General features: G+C 72.3%; 18 protein-coding genes. 13 read left to right on the top strand and 5 right to left on the bottom strand.

Going from position 1 to position 15998, the window contains the following annotated elements:
• From LWP59_RS32420 to LWP59_RS32410, 3 genes are all read left to right on the top strand, one after another.
• A complete protein-coding gene (locus LWP59_RS32420) occupies positions 1-1683 on the top strand; it encodes an FAD-dependent oxidoreductase (protein ID WP_144641903.1) in 1683 nt (560 codons plus the stop codon).
• 104 nt (positions 1684-1787) lie between these two features.
• On the top strand, positions 1788-2084 hold the full coding sequence (locus LWP59_RS32415) for an acetoacetate decarboxylase family protein (protein ID WP_308431733.1): 297 nt from the start codon (positions 1788-1790) through the stop codon (positions 2082-2084).
• The gene (locus LWP59_RS32410; RefSeq protein ID WP_229857701.1) at positions 1976-2299 is read left to right on the top strand and encodes a hypothetical protein; all 324 of its coding nucleotides are present in this window, start codon (positions 1976-1978) and stop codon (positions 2297-2299) included. The genes LWP59_RS32415 and LWP59_RS32410 overlap by 109 nt, the downstream gene beginning before the upstream one ends.
• Here LWP59_RS32410 and LWP59_RS32405 read toward each other — a convergent pair whose 3' ends face one another.
• A complete protein-coding gene (locus LWP59_RS32405; RefSeq protein ID WP_144641902.1) occupies positions 2300-2734 on the bottom strand; it encodes a winged helix-turn-helix transcriptional regulator in 435 nt (144 codons plus the stop codon).
• A 304-nt stretch (positions 2735-3038) separates the two neighbouring features.
• Here LWP59_RS32405 and LWP59_RS32400 point away from each other — a divergent pair, with 304 nt between their 5' ends.
• Positions 3039-3293, top strand: a complete 255-nt coding sequence (locus LWP59_RS32400; RefSeq protein ID WP_144641901.1) for a WhiB family transcriptional regulator — start codon at positions 3039-3041, stop codon at positions 3291-3293.
• Positions 3294-3331: 38 nt separating this feature from the next.
• Here the strand turns inward: LWP59_RS32400 and LWP59_RS32395 are convergent, their stop codons facing one another.
• Entirely contained in the window at positions 3332-3913 is a 582-nt protein-coding gene (locus tag LWP59_RS32395; RefSeq protein WP_144641900.1) for a TetR/AcrR family transcriptional regulator, read from the bottom strand.
• 145 nt (positions 3914-4058) lie between these two features.
• On the opposite strand from LWP59_RS32395, the gene LWP59_RS32390 reads away from it, so the two are divergent.
• From LWP59_RS32390 to LWP59_RS32375, 4 genes are all read left to right on the top strand, one after another.
• Positions 4059-4424: an STAS domain-containing protein gene (locus tag LWP59_RS32390; protein WP_144641899.1), complete on the top strand. Its 366-nt coding sequence runs from the start codon at positions 4059-4061 to the stop codon at positions 4422-4424.
• A 37-nt stretch (positions 4425-4461) separates the two neighbouring features.
• Positions 4462-4842 (top strand): STAS domain-containing protein, encoded by a 381-nt coding sequence (locus LWP59_RS32385; protein ID WP_229857649.1) that lies wholly within the window; start codon positions 4462-4464, stop codon positions 4840-4842.
• A gap of 496 nt (positions 4843-5338) precedes the next feature.
• A complete protein-coding gene (locus tag LWP59_RS32380; RefSeq protein WP_186383368.1) occupies positions 5339-5497 on the top strand; it encodes a hypothetical protein in 159 nt (52 codons plus the stop codon).
• A 38-nt stretch (positions 5498-5535) separates the two neighbouring features.
• Positions 5536-6138 carry a TetR/AcrR family transcriptional regulator gene (locus LWP59_RS32375; protein ID WP_144641898.1) on the top strand — a complete coding sequence of 201 codons (603 nt, stop codon included), beginning with the start codon at positions 5536-5538 and terminating at the stop codon, positions 6136-6138.
• 7 nt (positions 6139-6145) lie between these two features.
• Here LWP59_RS32375 and LWP59_RS32370 read toward each other — a convergent pair whose 3' ends face one another.
• Both LWP59_RS32370 and LWP59_RS32365 read right to left on the bottom strand, forming a co-directional pair.
• Positions 6146-6811 carry a response regulator gene (locus LWP59_RS32370; RefSeq protein WP_144641930.1) on the bottom strand — a complete coding sequence of 222 codons (666 nt, stop codon included), beginning with the start codon at positions 6809-6811 and terminating at the stop codon, positions 6146-6148.
• The gene (locus tag LWP59_RS32365; protein WP_144641897.1) at positions 6808-7971 is read right to left on the bottom strand and encodes a sensor histidine kinase; all 1164 of its coding nucleotides are present in this window, start codon (positions 7969-7971) and stop codon (positions 6808-6810) included. The genes LWP59_RS32370 and LWP59_RS32365 overlap by 4 nt, the downstream gene beginning before the upstream one ends.
• Before the next feature lie 175 nt (positions 7972-8146).
• On the opposite strand from LWP59_RS32365, the gene LWP59_RS32360 reads away from it, so the two are divergent.
• From LWP59_RS32360 to LWP59_RS32340, 5 genes are read left to right on the top strand one after another with little or no spacing between them, the layout of a single operon-like run.
• Positions 8147-8851 carry a hypothetical protein gene (locus LWP59_RS32360; protein ID WP_144641896.1) on the top strand — a complete coding sequence of 235 codons (705 nt, stop codon included), beginning with the start codon at positions 8147-8149 and terminating at the stop codon, positions 8849-8851.
• Positions 8852-8877: 26 nt separating this feature from the next.
• The gene (locus LWP59_RS32355) at positions 8878-9105 is read left to right on the top strand and encodes a hypothetical protein (RefSeq protein ID WP_144641895.1); all 228 of its coding nucleotides are present in this window, start codon (positions 8878-8880) and stop codon (positions 9103-9105) included.
• Positions 9102-9863, top strand: a complete 762-nt coding sequence (locus LWP59_RS32350; protein ID WP_144641894.1) for an ABC transporter ATP-binding protein — start codon at positions 9102-9104, stop codon at positions 9861-9863. Before LWP59_RS32355 ends, LWP59_RS32350 begins: the two co-directional genes overlap by 4 nt.
• Positions 9860-11878 (top strand): ABC transporter permease, encoded by a 2019-nt coding sequence (locus LWP59_RS32345; RefSeq protein ID WP_222425624.1) that lies wholly within the window; start codon positions 9860-9862, stop codon positions 11876-11878. Before LWP59_RS32350 ends, LWP59_RS32345 begins: the two co-directional genes overlap by 4 nt.
• Positions 11760-12371 (top strand): ABC transporter permease, encoded by a 612-nt coding sequence (locus LWP59_RS32340; RefSeq protein ID WP_222425622.1) that lies wholly within the window; start codon positions 11760-11762, stop codon positions 12369-12371. Before LWP59_RS32345 ends, LWP59_RS32340 begins: the two co-directional genes overlap by 119 nt.
• 17 nt (positions 12372-12388) lie before the next feature.
• Here LWP59_RS32340 and LWP59_RS32335 read toward each other — a convergent pair whose 3' ends face one another.
• Positions 12389-15985: a hydantoinase B/oxoprolinase family protein gene (locus LWP59_RS32335; protein WP_144641893.1), complete on the bottom strand. Its 3597-nt coding sequence runs from the start codon at positions 15983-15985 to the stop codon at positions 12389-12391.
• Positions 15986-15998: the final 13 nt, after the last annotated feature.

Below are 15998 nucleotides of genomic sequence, written 5' to 3'. Positions count from 1 at the left end.
GTGGGCGAGTTCGACTACGACGTGGTGGTCATCGGTTCCGGCTTCGGCGGCAGCGTGGCCGCGCTCCGGCTCACCGAGAAGGGCTACCGGGTGGGCGTGCTGGAGGCGGGGCGGCGCTTCGCCGACCACGAGTTCGCGAAGAACTCCTGGCACCTCAGGGACTACCTGTTCGCGCCCGGCGCCGGCTGCACCGGGATCCAGCGGATCACCCTGCTGCGCGACGTCCTGGTGCTGACGGGCGCGGGCGTCGGCGGCGGCTCGCTGGTCTACGCCAACACGCTGTACGAGCCGCCCGAAGCGTTCTACCGCGACAAGCAGTGGGGCCATATCACCGACTGGCGCGACGAGCTCGCGCCGTTCTACGACCAGGCCAAGCGCATGCTCGGCGTGCGCGGGTATCCGCGAGTGAGCCCGGCCGACCGCGTGCTGCGTGCGGTCGCGGAGGACATGGGCGTGCGCGACACCTACCACCCCACGCAGGTCGGGGTGTTCTTCGGCGACCGGCCTGGCGAGCAGGAGCCCGACCCGTTCTTCGGCGGTCTCGGGCCCGCCCGCAGCGCCTGCACGCACTGCGGCGAGTGCATGACCGGCTGCCGCCACAACGCGAAGAACACGCTGGTCAAGAACTACCTGTACCTGGCGGAGCGGGCGGGTGCGACGGTGCACGCGCTGACCACCGTGACCGACGTCCGGCCGTTGCCCGGCGGTGGTTTCGCAGTGCACACCAAGCGCACCGGCGGCCGCGCGAAGGGCAGGTTCACCGCCGGGCAGGTCGTGTTCTCCGCGGCGGCGCTCGGTACGCAGCGGCTGCTGCACCGGCTTCGCGACCGTGGCAGCCTGCCCGCCGTCTCCGACCGGCTCGGCACGCTCTCGCGCACGAACTCCGAGGCGGTGCTCGCGGCGAAGGCGCGCGGCGGCGACGTCGACTACTCCGAGGGCGTCTCGATCACGTCCTCGATGCATCCGGACGCGCACACCCACGTCGAGTCGGTGCGCTACGGGCACGGCAGCAACCTGATGGGCCTGCTGATGACGGTGCTCGTCGACGCGCAGGAGGGCCGCGCCCGGTGGCGGCTCGGCCTGCGCGAGCTCGCGCGGCACCGGCGTGACCTGCGCCGGTTGCTGAACCCGCGGCACTGGTCGGAGCGGACGATCGCGTTGCTGGTGATGCAGAGCCTCGACAACTCGCTGACCACCTACACCAGGCGCGGCCTGTTCGGCAGGCGGATGACCACCCGGCAGGGGATCGGCGAGCCGAACCCGGTGTGGATCCCGGCCGGACACGAGGCGACGCGCCGGGTCGCGGACAAGATCGGCGGGATCGCGGGCGGGGCCTGGAGCGATCTGGCGAACATCCCGCTGACCGGGCACTCCATCGGCGGCTGCGCCATCGGTGACTCTCCCGCGACAGGCGTGGTCGACCCGTACCACCGGCTGTACGGCTACGAGGGACTGCACGTCGTGGACGGCTCGACGATCTCCGCGAACCTCGGCGTGAACCCGGCACTGACGATCACCGCGCAGGCCGAGCGTGCGATGTCGTTGTGGCCCAACAAGGGCGAGGCCGACCGGCGGCCACCGCAGGGCGCGCCGTACGTGCGGCTCGAGCCGGTCGCGCCGAAGAACCCGGTCGTCCCCGAGGCCGCGCCGGGTGCGCTGCGTCTGCCGGTCAGCCCGAGGTGAGGAGCAGAGTGGACTACCCCGCCGAGCCGTGGGACCTGCGCGGCCACGGCTACGTCTCGGCCTGGTTGGTGCCGTCGTCGGCGCTGCCACCGTTGCCGCCGCGGGTGCGGCCGGTGACTGTGCTGGGCAGGGCCGTCGTGGCCACCGCGTTCGTCGACTACCTGCCAGGCGGTCTGCTGCCGTACCACGAACTGCTGGCGGCGGTCGTCGTGCGGCGGGGCAGGCGGCTCGGCCTGACGATCACCGACATCTGGGTCGACAGCCCCGCGTCCCGGGCGGGTGGCCGTGAGCTGTGGGGATCCCGAAGGAGCTGGCGGAGTTCGAGATCGAGCACGAGCCTTCGTTCACGGGAAGCGCGACGAACGGCTCGCTGCTGGCGGAGGCCACCGTGCGGCGGGTGACGCCGGGGTTGAGGCTGCCGTTCCCGGTGACGGGTGTGGTGCTGCAGACGCTGAACACGGCACTGGCCCGCACCCCGGTCCGGGCCGGCGGCAGGATCAGCTTCGCGAAGGGCTCGTGGCGGGTCAGCGGCGGGCTCGCCTGGCTGCGGCCCTACCGGCCGTTCGCCACCATCGCCGCCCAGGACTTCGCGATGCGCTTCGGCCCGCGCCGCTGACTACTGCGGCACGCCACCCAGCCGCACGAGCCTCGACCCGCCTGCGCCGACCGGCTCCCCGCAGTTCTCGCACACCGCCTTCGTGCGCAGCTCGGCGCCGCAGGTGTGCTCCCACACCGTCGGTGCCGGGCCCTCGGTCACATACCGGTCGCCCCACTGCATGAGCCCGTGCAGGATCGGCTGCAGCGCCTGTCCCGCCTCGGTCAGCACGTACTCGTACCGTGGCGGGTGCTCCTCGTACTGCTCCTTCGAAAGCACGCCGTGCTCGACGAGCTTGCGCAGCCGCGCCGCCAGGATGTCCCGGCTCGCCCCCGTGTTGGCCGCGATCTGGTCGAACCGCCGCTGGCCGAGCATCACCTCGCGCAGCGCCAGCAGTGTCCACCGCTCGCCGACGACGCCGAGCGCATTGGCGATCGAGCACTTCCGCGGTGCCATCCAACCTCCTCGTCCGGTATTCCAACTTAGCACGTTGGACGACGCGAATCGGCGGCAAAAGCCCAGGTCGGACGAGGGTGTGCGAAAAAACCGGGAAAAAGCGCCGGAGATCGACCCCGATGAGGTTGGGCCCGGGGCGGCCGGGGTACCGCCTAGTGCGGAACACCACAACTCAAGGGTGGGAAGAAAGCCCGGGCACTTCGTGTTTAATACGCGGATGGTCCGCACGTCTCGTGCATTTTCACCGATCGCAGGAGCGGCGGAGCCATGCCTGGCACACGCTACGAGAGGAGGCGGCAAGGAGATGCCACATCAGAGCAACTGGCAGGAGCGGGCCGCCTGCCGGGACGAGGACCCCGAACTGTTCTTCCCCGTGTCCGAAATGGGCCCGGGTGCCCGGCAGGTCGCGCAGGCGAAGGCTGTCTGCGCGCGCTGTCCGGTCCGCGCCGAGTGTCTCGAGTACGCCCTGGACACCGGCCTGGACCACGGAATCTTCGGCGGCACGACCGACGGCGAGCGGCGCAAGCTGTTTCGCCGCACGCGCGCCGAAGCGGCCTGAGCCCGTACCGGCGAAAGCCCGCTGACCCTGGGACGGGGTCAGCGGGCTTTCGCGCGTTCGAGCTCCAGCAGGCACTCCGCCAGCACCCGGGCGCTGCGGGCGGCTTCGAGGTCGCCCTCCGCCGCCCCGATGATCGCGCCCTTCACCAGCAGGTGCCATGACTTCGCCAATCCCGCCGGATCCGGCAGCTTCGCCTCCTCAGCCCAGTCCCGGAACAGCGCGCGCACGTTCTCCAGGTAGCCCACGCACGCCTGGCCGACGGGATGCTCCGCGCCCATTTCCAGCAGGACCTTGATGAACGAGCACGACGCGAGCTCGGTGCCGGCATGGAACAGCTCGTCGAGCACGTCGAAGACGGCGAGCAGCCGGCCCTCGCCGGTGGCCGCCCGGCCGCGGGCGCCGGCGTCGATCGCCTCGCGCGTCCACAGCTGCTCCCGGCGGGCGAGGAACGCCAGCACCAGCTGGTCCTTCGACGGGAAGTGCCGGTACAGGGTGGCCTTGACGACCCCGGCCCGGCGTACGACCTCGTCCACCCCGACCGCGCGGATGCCGCGGCGGGAGAACAGCTCGTAGGCCGTGGTCAGAATGCGTTCCCTGGCGGCGGCCTGACGGACGGTCATCCTGATCACCCTAGGGGTGTACAGACCTGTCTGTCCATGGTAAACAGGGGCCATCACCGGTTGAGACCACAGCCGTTGTCCGCACCCGAGGGGGCCCTCGAACAGTGCGTGACCAGGCAGGATCAACCGCTTTCGGAGGTGCTCCATGGCGGCTACCGCCGTTCCCACCCCGCCCTTGCTGCAGATCAGTTCCACCCAGCCCGAGCCGGGCAGTCTCGTCGTCGAGGTCGATGGCGAGGTCGACGCCGCGTCGGCGCCCGAGCTGTCCGTCGCGCTCGAGCCCGTGTGGGCCGCCGTGTCCACCCGGGTGGTGCTCGACCTCTCCCGGGTGACGTTCCTCGGCACCGCGGGACTGGCCGAGCTGCTGCGCGCCGCCGACCGTGCCGACGCCGCGGGCGTCGCGCTACGGCTGGTCGGCGGCACCCGTTGCGTCGATCGGGCCATCGAGGTGGCCGGTCTCGCCGGGCGGCTGCCACTGAGCCCCGACCTCGGCCACGCCATGCACCGCTGATCCTGAGTTCTCTCTTGACCTGTGAGATATTGACGCCGTGAGTTCAGTCGATCCGTCACCACAAGCCGAGCCCCCGAACGGGCAGACCGTGCGCGTTGTCGTGGAGAAGCACGGGCAGGCCGCGGTACTCGCGGTCTCCGGCGACATCGACATGGTCACCGCCCCGGAGTTCGAGAAGCACCTGCTGACCGCGCTGCGCGAGCGGCCCGGCATCCTGGTCGTCGACCTCGGTGGTGTGGACTTCCTCGGCTCCGCCGGGCTGACCGCGTTGGTCGCCGCCCACCAGGAGGCCGGCACGCACACCAAGCTCCGGGTCGTCGCGGAGAGCAGCGCCACGGCGCGGCCGCTCCAGCTGACGGGCCTGGACCAGGAGATCCCGGTCTTCGCGACCCGGGACGAAGCGCTGTCCGCGGACTGACGCCGGCAGGTGGGGAAGGCGCGCGCCTTCCCCACCTTTCCGGCTCGGCCCTCGTTGAACGCGTGTGACCCGTCCATAATGGACAGCTGGTGGGCCCCGGCCTGCGCGAGCTGGGCGTCCGGCGGGTTCCGGTAGCCGGTCCTCGTGCTTCGATCGGTCGCGCTTGCCGCCCTTGCCGGTCACCCAGGACAGCAACCCCCGACCGCAGAGTTGGTCGGAGGGTGCCGCGTTTCACCGAGTCCTTGCCGGTCACCCAGGACGGCAGCCCCCCGGACCGCCGAGTTGGTCGCCGACTCCGGGTCACGTCGACCTGGTTTCTCTTTCTTCGACATGTCCATCCCCCTTCTCGTCCCCTTCACCGTAAGCACGGCGGCGGGTCGCCGAGCCTGACACGAGACGGTCCGTCTTGACCTTGGTCAGGTATGCCCCTAGAGTTGGTCAAGGCGAACCGGTCCGTCTCGGGCTCAGCGCCGTTGAACCCGGAGAGGGGCTCGCGATGGACGCCAACCAGGCCGTCGGCGCCGGTGACTTCCTGCACGACAATGCCTATCTCATCGCAGGATTGGTCGTGCTGGTCGCGGTGGTCACCACGGCGATCGCGATCCACCTGTACCTGTGCACCCGCGCGGCGGTCGCGCCGAGGCGGAAGAGGTGACCGGAACGGTTCGTCTCGGGCTCGGCTAGGCTGCCATCGTGGCATGGGCGAACCAGTACCGGCGCAGCGACGAGTCCCGGCGTGCGATCCTCGACGCCGCGCTCGCGCAGTGCCGCGAGGTCGGGTACGAGTCGGTCAGCATCGAGGCCGTGGCCCGGCGGGCCGGGGCGGGCAAGCAGACGATCTACCGTTGGTGGCCGTCGAAGGGCGTGCTCCTGCTGGACGCGGTGGTCTCACTGGGCAGTGACTCGGAGTCGTTCCCCGACACCGGCGACGTGGTCGCGGACCTGACCGCGCAGATGACGAGGGCGGCGCGGACGATGTCCTCGCCGACGATCGGGCCCGTGCTGTTCGGGTTGCTGGGCGCGGCACACCACGACACCGCGCTGGCCGAAAGGCTCGACAGGGACCTGCTCGGCCCACGCCGCGAGGCGTGCGTGGCGCGGTTGCGAGCGGCCCGCGAACGGGGCGAGCTGGCGGCGGACGTCGACGAGACGCTGCTGATGGAACAGCTCTACGGGCTGCTGTACTACCGGAGCCTGGTCATCCGCAAACCTCCCACCAGCGCCTACGTCCGCCGGCACGTGGCCGGGCTGCTCGGCGGGCACGCCGGTCGTCCCCGCGCCCGGCGCAAGGACTGACGGCCGCTCAGTCGTCCGGCAGCAGCCCGGCGTCGTGCACGAGCCTGGCGACCTGGACCCGGTTGTCGGTCTGTGTCTTCATCAGCGCGCGCGAGACGTGGGTCTTGACCGTGGCCTCGCTCATGTGCGCTTCGCGGGCGATCTCGGCGTTCGGTTTCCCCTGTGCGACCGCGACGGCCACCTCGAGTTCGCGCTCGGTGAGCGGTTGGAGCCGCCGCAGCGCCCGCTCACGGCGGGCCGAGTTGCCGTCGGTGTGGCTCATCCGGGCCAGCATCGTCCGCGTGACGGCGGGGGAGAGCGGGGTGTTGCCGGCCGCGGCCGTGTGCACCGCGCGGGCGATCTCGGTCGGCGGTGTGTCCTTCAACAGGTATCCGCGGGCGCCGGCCTGCAGGGCCCCGACGACGTACTCGTCGAGATGGAACGTGGTCAGCACGAGAACCGCAGGCGGGTCCGGCAGCTCGGTGAGCGCGGCGGTGGCGAGCACGCCGTCCATGACGGGCATCTGCAGGTCCATCAGGACCACGTCCGGGCAGAGGCGGCCGGACATCTCGACCGCCTCCCGGCCATTGGCGGCCTCGCCGACGACCTCGATGGCGGCGTCGGCGGACAGCACCATCCGGAGGCCGGCGCGGACCAGGGGATCGTCGTCGACGAGCAGCACGCGCAGGATCATCGCGGCCACCGCAGTTCCGCCCGGACGAGGAAGTCGCCGTCGGCCGTCCTGCCGTGGGTGAACGTGCCGCCGGACAGCGACACGCGCTCGGTGAGGCCGAGCAGCCCGGCTCCGGCTCCTTCGAGCCGGAGCGGCTCGCCGCCGGGGGCCAGCTCGTTGCGCACCGTGACCTGAAGTCCCTTACCGGGCGCGCCTTCCACGGTGACCGTGGTGGGTGCGCCCGGTGCGTGCTTGTGCGCGTTGGTCAGCGCCTCCTGCACGATGCGGTACGCGTCGCGGCCGAGCGCGCCCGGCGGGTCGTCGGCCGCCGCCGACATCGTGAGCCGCACCGGTTGCCCGGCGTGCACGGACTCGGCGACGAGGTCGGGTATGTCCTCCAGCCGGGGTTGCGGCAGTGGCGACAGGTCTTCGGTCCGCAGGATGCCGATGACCCCGCGCAGCTCGTCGAGCGCGTCCTGGGCACACTGGCGGATCAGCCCGGCGACCGAGGAGACCTCTTCGGTAGGCAGGTCCGGGCGTACCTGGAGCCCGCCGGCGTGCAGCGCGACGAGCGACACCCGGTGGGCCACGACGTCGTGCATCTCGCGGGCGATCCGGGCGCGCTCGGCGTTGCGGATCTGGTCGGCGCGCAGCCGTTGCTCGGCCTCGGCCCGCTCGGCGCGCTCCCGCAGGGAGGCCAGGAGTTGCTGGTGCGACTGGACGAGCGCGCCCCAGGCGACGGCGGCGGCGCTGACCGCGATGTTCACCGCCGCCGTGATGCCCAGCGACGTGTTCGACGGGTACAGCACGTACAGCACCAGCCCGGCGGCGACGTTGAGCACGCCGAGGGCCAGCGCGACCGGCAGCCTCCGCCGCCGCGCGACGGAGAACAGCGCGAACACGTTCGCCACGCCTGCCGAGGCGAAGAAGGCCGCGCCCACGACCGCGACCGCCGCGACGACGATCGGCGCCCGCGAGCGCCACACCAGCGCGAGGCTGCACAGCACGCCCGCCGCGATGTCGGCGTAGCGGAGCACGCCGTCCGGACCCTGTCGCAGTCCCCACAACATGCCGAGCCCGCCGAGGACCGAGCAAGCGACCATCAGCACGGTCGCCACGGACGGGTGCAGGACCGGCGCGGGCTCGGCCGGGTCCTCTGCGGCCCCCCAGGAACGCGTCATGGCCGGAGCCTACGTGCCACGCGGAGCCGGCACGTCCGCAATTGGGTGGAGGGATCACTACAACTTTCGTCGGGCTACCCCCGCCGGATCGAGTCGGATGGATGACGCCGGGACCCGTTGCCGGACAGCAGGATCGACACGTCGCTCCACCCAGGCTCCGGAAAGGACCCGTGTCATGGCCGACCCCGCCACCACCGCCGAGCTGAGGCACCGCCGCGTCACCGGCGTGCTCGGTCTGCTCGCCGGGCTGTTCACCGTGCTGCCGATTCCATTGTGGTTCGTCTACGACGGGGCAGCGCCGGACGGCAATATCCTCACCCGCATCCTGCTGACCCTGATCGGGATCGCGTTCTACGTGGCCTTCGCCGCCGCGCTGCGCACGCTCGTCAGCCGCCGGGACCCGAGCCTGGAATGGGTCGGCACGCTGGCTTTCGGGACAGCGCTGCTCTACGCGGTGCTGGTGATGGTCTCGCTTTCGCTGGAAGGGGGCACCGCGATCGCCTCGGTCGCCCCGGTCGACCCCACGCAGGACGGCCCGCTGGCCCCCGGCTCCTTCCTGATGTACGGCGCCATCGCCCGCCTCGTCACGGCCATGTTCCTGATCGCGGTCTCGGCGGCGACCTGGCGCACCCGGGTCGTGGCGCGCGGGGTGTCCGTGCTCGGGTTCGCCATCGCGGTGTTCAACCTGGCGTTCGTGCCGTCGGTGTACTTCGGCGGCGAGGCCTCGCACTTCTACAGCGCGGTCGGCTGGGGCGCCACGGCGTTCGCGGCCAGCTTCCAGTTCTACTGGGTGATCGCCGCCGCGATCGCGTTCCTCCACAAGCCGAAGCAGCCCGCCGCCGCACCGGCGCCGGTGCGCCAGGCTCCCGCTTTCCAGTGACTTCCCGAAAAAAGCGAGGTGGACAGATGACTCAGCTCAAGTCGTGGTTCGGTGGTCCGGCCTGGCTCCGCGCGGTCGCGCTCGTCTGGGCGGGCGGTACCGCGGTGCAGGCCGTCATCTGGCTGCTGATCTGCGTGCTCGGCGGAGGGCTCGACGGCCCGTGGTGGTTGTGGTGGACGGTCTGCGGCGGGCTGATCGTCGCCGTCCTCCGGCTGCTCGCCCATCGCGCGACCGCGGACAGGACGTCGCTATGACGACGTCAGGGCAGCCACCCGTGCAACTGGTGGACGTGCACAAGACCTACGGCCACGGGGAGAACGCCGTCGAGGCGCTCGCGGGGGTCACCGTGACGTTCCCGGCCGGCACCTTCACCGCCGTGATGGGGCCGTCCGGCTCCGGCAAGAGCACGCTGCTGCACTGCGCGGCCGGGCTCGACGAGCCGACCGCGGGGCTGGTCACGCTCGTGGGGTCGGCGCTGACCGGGCTGACCGAGCTGGAGCTGACCGAGCTGCGCCGCGGCCGGGTCGGGTTCGTGTTCCAGGCGTTCAACCTGCTGCCCGCGTTGACCGTGCGGGAGAACGTCGGGCTGCCCGCCGTACTGGCGGGACGCCGGGTGGACCGCGACCGGGTCGACCAGGTCCTCGAGCGGGTGGGGCTCACCAGCCGGGCGGGGCACCGCCCCGGCGAGCTGTCCGGCGGCCAGCAGCAGCGGGTCGCCATCGCCCGCGCCCTGGCCGGCCGGGCGGAGGTGGTCTTCGCCGACGAGCCCACGGGCGCGCTCGACAGCACGACGGCCAGGGAGGTGCTGGGACTGCTGCGCGAGCTCACCCGGGACGGGCAGACCGTGGTCATGGTGACCCACGACCCGGTCGCCGCCTGCTACGCCGACCGGGTGCTGTTCCTGGTCGACGGCCGGCTGGTCGAGCAGGTCGACGCGCCGACGGCGGACGTCGTCGCCGGCCACCTCGCCCGGCTCGCCGGACGGGGTGCGCCCGAGGCGGTGCGGCTGTGATCCGGCTGGCACTCGCAAGTCTCCGCTTCCGCGTCGGCGCGTTCGTCGCCACGCTGGTCGCGGTGCTGATCGGCTGCGCGCTGCTCATCGCCTGTGGTGGGCTGTTCGAGACCGCGCTCCGGCTCGACGCGCCACCACAACGCCTCGCCGGCGCGCCGGTCGTGGTCACCGGATCGGCCGGCTTCGCGCTGCCGGATCAGGAGTCCCAGACGGTTTCCTACGGTGAGCGGACCCGGGTGACCGCGAGCCTCGCGGACACGATCCGGCAGCTGCCCGGGGTGGCCGCGGCGGTGCCCGACACGTCGTTCCCGGCCTGCCTGACCGGAAGCTGCGGCCAGGGCGGCACGACCGGCCACGGCTGGGCCTCGGCGCAGCTCACGCCATACACCTTGAATGCCGGCCGGGCCCCACGGGACAGTGGCGAGGTCGTGCTCGACGCGGCGACAGCCGGCCGCGCGGGCAAGGCCGTGGGCGACCGGGTCGACCTCACCGTGGCCGGGGAACCCCGCGCCTTCACCGTCGCCGGAATCGCGCAGCCAGACGATGCGGTGCTCGGGGAAGCCGTGTTCTTCGGCGACGCTGACGCACAGCGGTACTCGCCGCTCCCCGGCATGGTCGACGCAATCGGTGTGCTCCCGCGGCCCGGCGTCGGCGCGGGCGACCTGGCGGTCCGGCTGACCGGCGCGTTGCCCGCGGACGTGACTGTGCTCGACGGCAGCGCGCGGGGTGCCGCGGAGTTCTCCGGGATCGGGGCGAGCCGGCTGCCGCTGATCCTGCTGTCCAGCGTCTTCGGCGGCATGGTCGCCGTGGTGATGGCGCTGGTCGTGGCGGCAACGGTCAGTTTGTCCGTACGGCAACGGCTTCGCGAACTCGCGCTGCTGCGGGCGAGCGGCGCCACCCGGCGCCAGGTGCACCGGCTGGTCGTCGCGGAAAACCTGATCGTGGCGGCACTCGGGGTGCTCGGCGGGATCCTGCTGGGCAGGTTCCTCGGCTCCTGGATCTTCACGATCACCGCGCAGCGGGGCGTGGTGCCCGCGGCGCTGGAGTACCGGCAGGGCCCGGTGCCGTTCGCCGCCGGTGTGCTGCTGGCTCTGCTGGCAGCGGGCGCCGCGGCGGCCGTCAGTGCCCGGGCGGCGGCCCGGACCAGGCCGGTGCAGGCGCTGGCCGAGGCGTCGGTCCAGCCGGCCACGCTGGGCAGGCTGCGCCGGCAGCTCGCCCTCGTCCTCGGTGTCGCCACCGTCGGGCTCGCGGCGTCCGCGGCGTTCCTCGATCCCGACACCGCGTCCGCGATCGCCGGTCCTTCGGTGCTGACCGGTGCCGTCGCGGTCGGGCTGTTCGCGCCGGAGTTGCTCGTTCGCGGCATCGACCGGTCGGCGCGGTTCGTCCGGCGGATCGCCGGTGTCGACGGCACACTCGCCGCCATCGGCGTACGGACACGCGCCGTGCAGTTCGCCGCGGTGGTGACGCCACTGACGCTCGCCGTCTCGTTCGCGCTGGGCAACGTCTACGCCCAGACCAGCCGGGACGAGGGCGCCGTGGACGCCTACCTCGCGCGGTTCCACGCCGACGCCGTCGTGTTGTCCCACACCGGAGCCGTGCCGCCGAGCCTGCTCGACCAGGTCCGGCGGGTGCCCGGCGTGGCGGCCGCGTCGTCCTTCGCCGCCAGCCGCGGCTGGGTCGAGCAGCCGTATGACGGGCACGGCAGCGACCCACGGCTGGTGCTCGGCGTCGACGCTCCTGGCGTGGTCGCCACTCCGGTCGCCGCGGGATCGTTGGACGACCTGCGTGGGGCGAGCGCCGCACTGCCCGTGGCGGAGGCGGACGACCTGGGCGTCCGGCTCGGCGACCGGATCACGATGCGGCTCGGCGACGGGGCGCGGGCCCAGGTGCGGGGTGGTGGCGCTGATCGAGGACGCCGCCCCGGACGCCGCCGTGCTGCTGCCCACGGCACTGCTCGCGCCGCACACCTCGGCGGGACTGCCCACCCAGATCCTGGTCCGCGCGCGGTCCGGTGACGACGTCGTCCCCGCCGTCACCGAGCGGGTGGCCGGGCCGGACGTGACGGTCGGCGACGCCCAGCTGCTGGCGGCCGGGTACCGGCAGGGCCTGGACGTGCAGGCGTGGATCAACTATCTGCTCGCGGTGCTCGCCATCGGGTACGCCGCGGTGGCGTCGGTCAACGCGCTGGCCGTGGCGCTGCTGTCCCGGCGGCGCGAGTTCGCGGCCCTGCGGCTGGCCGGATCGACGCGGCGCCGGGTCACCCGGGTGCTGCTCGTCGAGGGAAGCGTGGTCGCGGTCGTGGCCCTGCTGCTGGGCGTCGTGAACGCTGTGGTGAACGTGCTCCCGACGGCGATCGGCGCGGGCACGATCCTGCCGTCGGGTCCGCCGTGGGTGTTCTTCGCGGTGGTCGCGGCGGTGGTGCTCATCGTGGGCCCGGTGACGGTCGTCGCGTCGCGGCTGGCGATGTGGCGCAAGCCGGTCGAGGCCGTCACCGGGCCGGGCGGATGAGCGGGCGCGGATACCGGCTACGCCGGGGTGCCGTACCCGCCGCCGCCTGGGGTCTCGATCTCCAGGACGTCGCCGGGGAGCAGCTCGACCGAGTCGCAGCCGGCGAGTTCGACGACCGTTCCGTCCGTGCGGTGCACCCGGTTGTGCCCCAGCGCACCGGGCTCGCCGCCGGCCAGCCCGTACGGCGCGACGCGCCGGTGCCCGGACAGGGTGCTGGCGGTCATCGGCTCCAGGAACCTCAGGCGGCGGACGGCCCCGTCACCACCGTTCCAGCGGCCGCGCCCGCCGCTGCCCCGGCGGATGGAGAACGCGTCGAGCAGCACCGGGAACCGCCATTCGAGCACTTCGGGATCGGTCAGCCGCGAGTTGGTCATGTGCGTCTGCACCACCGACGCCCCGGCGAACCCGTCGCCCGCGCCGGAACCCGAGCCGAGGGTTTCGTAGTACTGGTGCCGCTCGTTGCCGAAGGTCAGGTTGTTCATCGTGCCCGAACCCTCCGCCTGCACACCGAGCGCGGCGAAGAGCGTGCCGGTGATCGCCTGCGAGGTCTCCACGTTCCCGGCGACCACGGCCGCCGGGAACTCCGGGGCGAGCATCGACCCGGCCGGGATCACGATGTCCAGCGGCCGCAGGCAGCCGTCGTTGAGCGGGATGTCGTCGTCGACCAGGGTCCGGAACACGTACAGCACCGCCGCCTTGGCCACCGACGACGGGGCGTTGAAGTTCGTGGTGAGCTGCGGCGAGGTACCGGTGAAGTCGACCGTGGCGCTGCGGGCGGCGCGGTCCACGGTGATCTTCACGGCGATCACCGCGCCGGAGTCCATTTCGTATCGGTACTCGCCGTCTGCGAGCGTGTCGACCACCCGGCGGACGGCCGCCTCGGCGTTGTCCTGTACATGCCGCATGTACGCCTGCACCACGTCGAGGCCGAACACGTCGATCATCTTGGCGACCTCGTCGACGCCCTTGGCGTTGGCCGCCACCTGGGCGCGGAGATCGGCGAGGTTCATGTCCGGGTTGCGCGACGGGTAGCGCGCGCCCAGCAGCAGCTCGCGGGTCGCCTGCTCGGCGAACCGGCCGTTCTCGGCCAGCAGCCAGTTGTCGAACAACACGCCTTCCTCGTCGAGGTGGCTGCTGGTGGCGGGCATCGAGCCCGGCGTGATCCCGCCGATCTCGGCGTGGTGTCCCCGCGAGGCGACGTAGAACAGGATCTCCTCGCTGTCGCGGCCGAACACCGGGGTGATCACCGTGACGTCGGGCAGGTGCGTGCCGCCGTGGTACGGGTCGTTGACCGCGTAGACGTCCCCGCGCTTCATCCGCCCCGCGCGGCGCCGGACCACCTCCTTGACCCCGGCGCCCATCGATCCCAGGTGCACCGGGATGTGCGGGGCGTTGGCGACGAGGTTGCCGTCCGGGTCGAACAGCGCGCACGAGAAGTCCAGCCGCTCGCGGATGTTCACCGACTGCGAGGTCGCCTCCAGCCGGGTGCCCATCTGCTCGGCGATCGACATGAACAGGTTGTTGAAGATCTCCAGCAGCACCGGGTCGACCTTCGTGCCGGCGCCGGCCTCCGCCCGCGCCACCACCCGGTCCAGCACCAGGTGCCCGTCCGCGGTCAGGGTGGCCTGCCAGCCCTCGTCGACCATGGTGGTCGCGTTCGCCTCGGCGATGATCGCCGGGCCCGTCACCTTGTCCGCGGGGCGCAGCCGCTCGCGGTGGTACAGCGGGGCGGAGTGCCACGCGCCGCCGGCGTAGAGCCGGACGGTGTCGGCCGGAGCGCCGGTACCGTCGTCGCGTTCGCCGAGCGAGGACAGGTCGGGCTGCTCGGTCAGCCCGGTGGCCTCGACCGCGACCGCTTCCACGATCAGCGGCCGGTCCATCAGGAACGAGTACGTCGTCCGGTAGGCCGCTTCGAACTCCGCCACCATCTCGTCGAACCCGGCCAGCGTCACCGGGACCACGGTGTCGGTGCCGTCGTAGCGCAGCTGTGCGCGCCGGACCACGCGAATCCGGTCGGCGGGCACGCCTTCGTCGAGCAGTTCCGCGCGGGTCTGGCCGGTGAGCCGGTCGGCGACCCCCGCCAGCGTCTCCAGTGCCGAGGGCGTCAGCTCGGCGATCACCGACTGCTGCCGGATCGAGGTGGTGTCGGCCAGCCCGATGCCCAGCGCCGAGAGCACGCCGGCCATCGGCGGGACGAGCACCGTCGGGATGCCGAGCGAGTCGGCCACCGCGCACGCGTGCTGCCCGCCCGCGCCGCCGAACGTGGTGAGCACGTAGCGGGTGACGTCGTGTCCTTTTTGGACAGAGATCTTCTTGACGGCGTTGGCCATGTTGGCCACCGCGATCCGCAGGTAGCCCTCGGCGACCTGCTCGGGGGTGCGGTCGTCCCCGGTCCGCTCGCGGATCTCGGCCGCCAGCTCGGCGAACCGGCGGCGCACCAGCTCGGCGTCGAGCGGCTGGTCGCCGTCGGGACCGAACACGGCGGGGAAGTGCTCGGGCTGGATGCGGCCGAGCATGACGTTCGCGTCGGTCACCGTCAGCGGCCCGCCGCCGCGGTAGCACGCTGGGCCGGGGCTCGCCCCGGCCGAGTCCGGGCCGACCCGGTAGCGGCTGCCGTCGAAGTGCAGGATCGAGCCGCCGCCCGCGGCGACGGTGTGGATGTCGAGCATCGGGGCACGCAGCCGGACACCCGCGACCTGCGCGGTGAAGACCCGTTCGTACTCGCCGGCGTAGTGGGACACGTCGGTCGAGGTGCCGCCCATGTCGAAGCCGATCACGTGGTCGAACCCGGCCAGCGCGGACATCCGCACCATGCCGACGATGCCGCCCGCCGGGCCGGACAGGATCGCGTCCTTGCCGCGGAAGTGCCGGGACTCGGCGAGCCCGCCGTTGGACTGCATGAACATCAGCCGCACGCCCGACATCTGGTCGGCCACCTGGTCGACGTAGCGGCGCAGCACCGGGGACAGGTAGGCGTCGACGACCGTCGTGTCGCCGCGGGGCACGAGCTTCATCAGCGGGCTGACCTCGCTCGACAGCGAGATCTGGGTGAAGCCGAGCTGCTCGGCGAGCTTGCCGAGCTGCTGCTCGTGCGCCGGGTGCAGGTGGCTGTGCATCAGCACGATCGCGACGGCGCGGAGCCCGGCGTCGTACGCGCGGCGCAGGTCCTCGGCCGCCTGGTCGAGGTCCGGCGCGCGCAGCAGCTCGCCCTCGGCGGTGATCCGCTCGTCGACCTCGATCACCCGGTCGTAGAGCATGTCCGGCAGCACGATGTGCCGGTCGAAGATGCGGGGCCGGTTCTGGTAGGCGATGCGCAGCGAGTCGCCGAACCCCTTGGTCACCACCAGCACAGTCGGCTCGCCCTTGCGTTCCAGCAGGGCGTTGGTCGCCACCGTGGTGCCCATCCGCACGGCCTCGACCTGCTCGGCCGGGATCTCCTCGCCCTCCGCCACGCCGAGCAGTGCCCGGATCCCGGCCACCGCCGCGTCCCGGTAGCGGGCCGGGTTCTCCGAGAGCAGCTTGTGCGCGACCAGGCCGCCGTCCGGGCGCCGGGCCACGATGTCGGTGAACGTGCCGCCCCGGTCCACCCAGAACTGCCAGCGTGCGTCGGTCATCTGCTCAGTTCTC

Source organism: Amycolatopsis acidiphila (assembly GCF_021391495.1).
GTDB classification, from domain to species: domain Bacteria; phylum Actinomycetota; class Actinomycetes; order Mycobacteriales; family Pseudonocardiaceae; genus Amycolatopsis_E; species Amycolatopsis_E acidiphila.
This window is presented reverse-complemented; position numbering and strand designations above follow the sequence as displayed.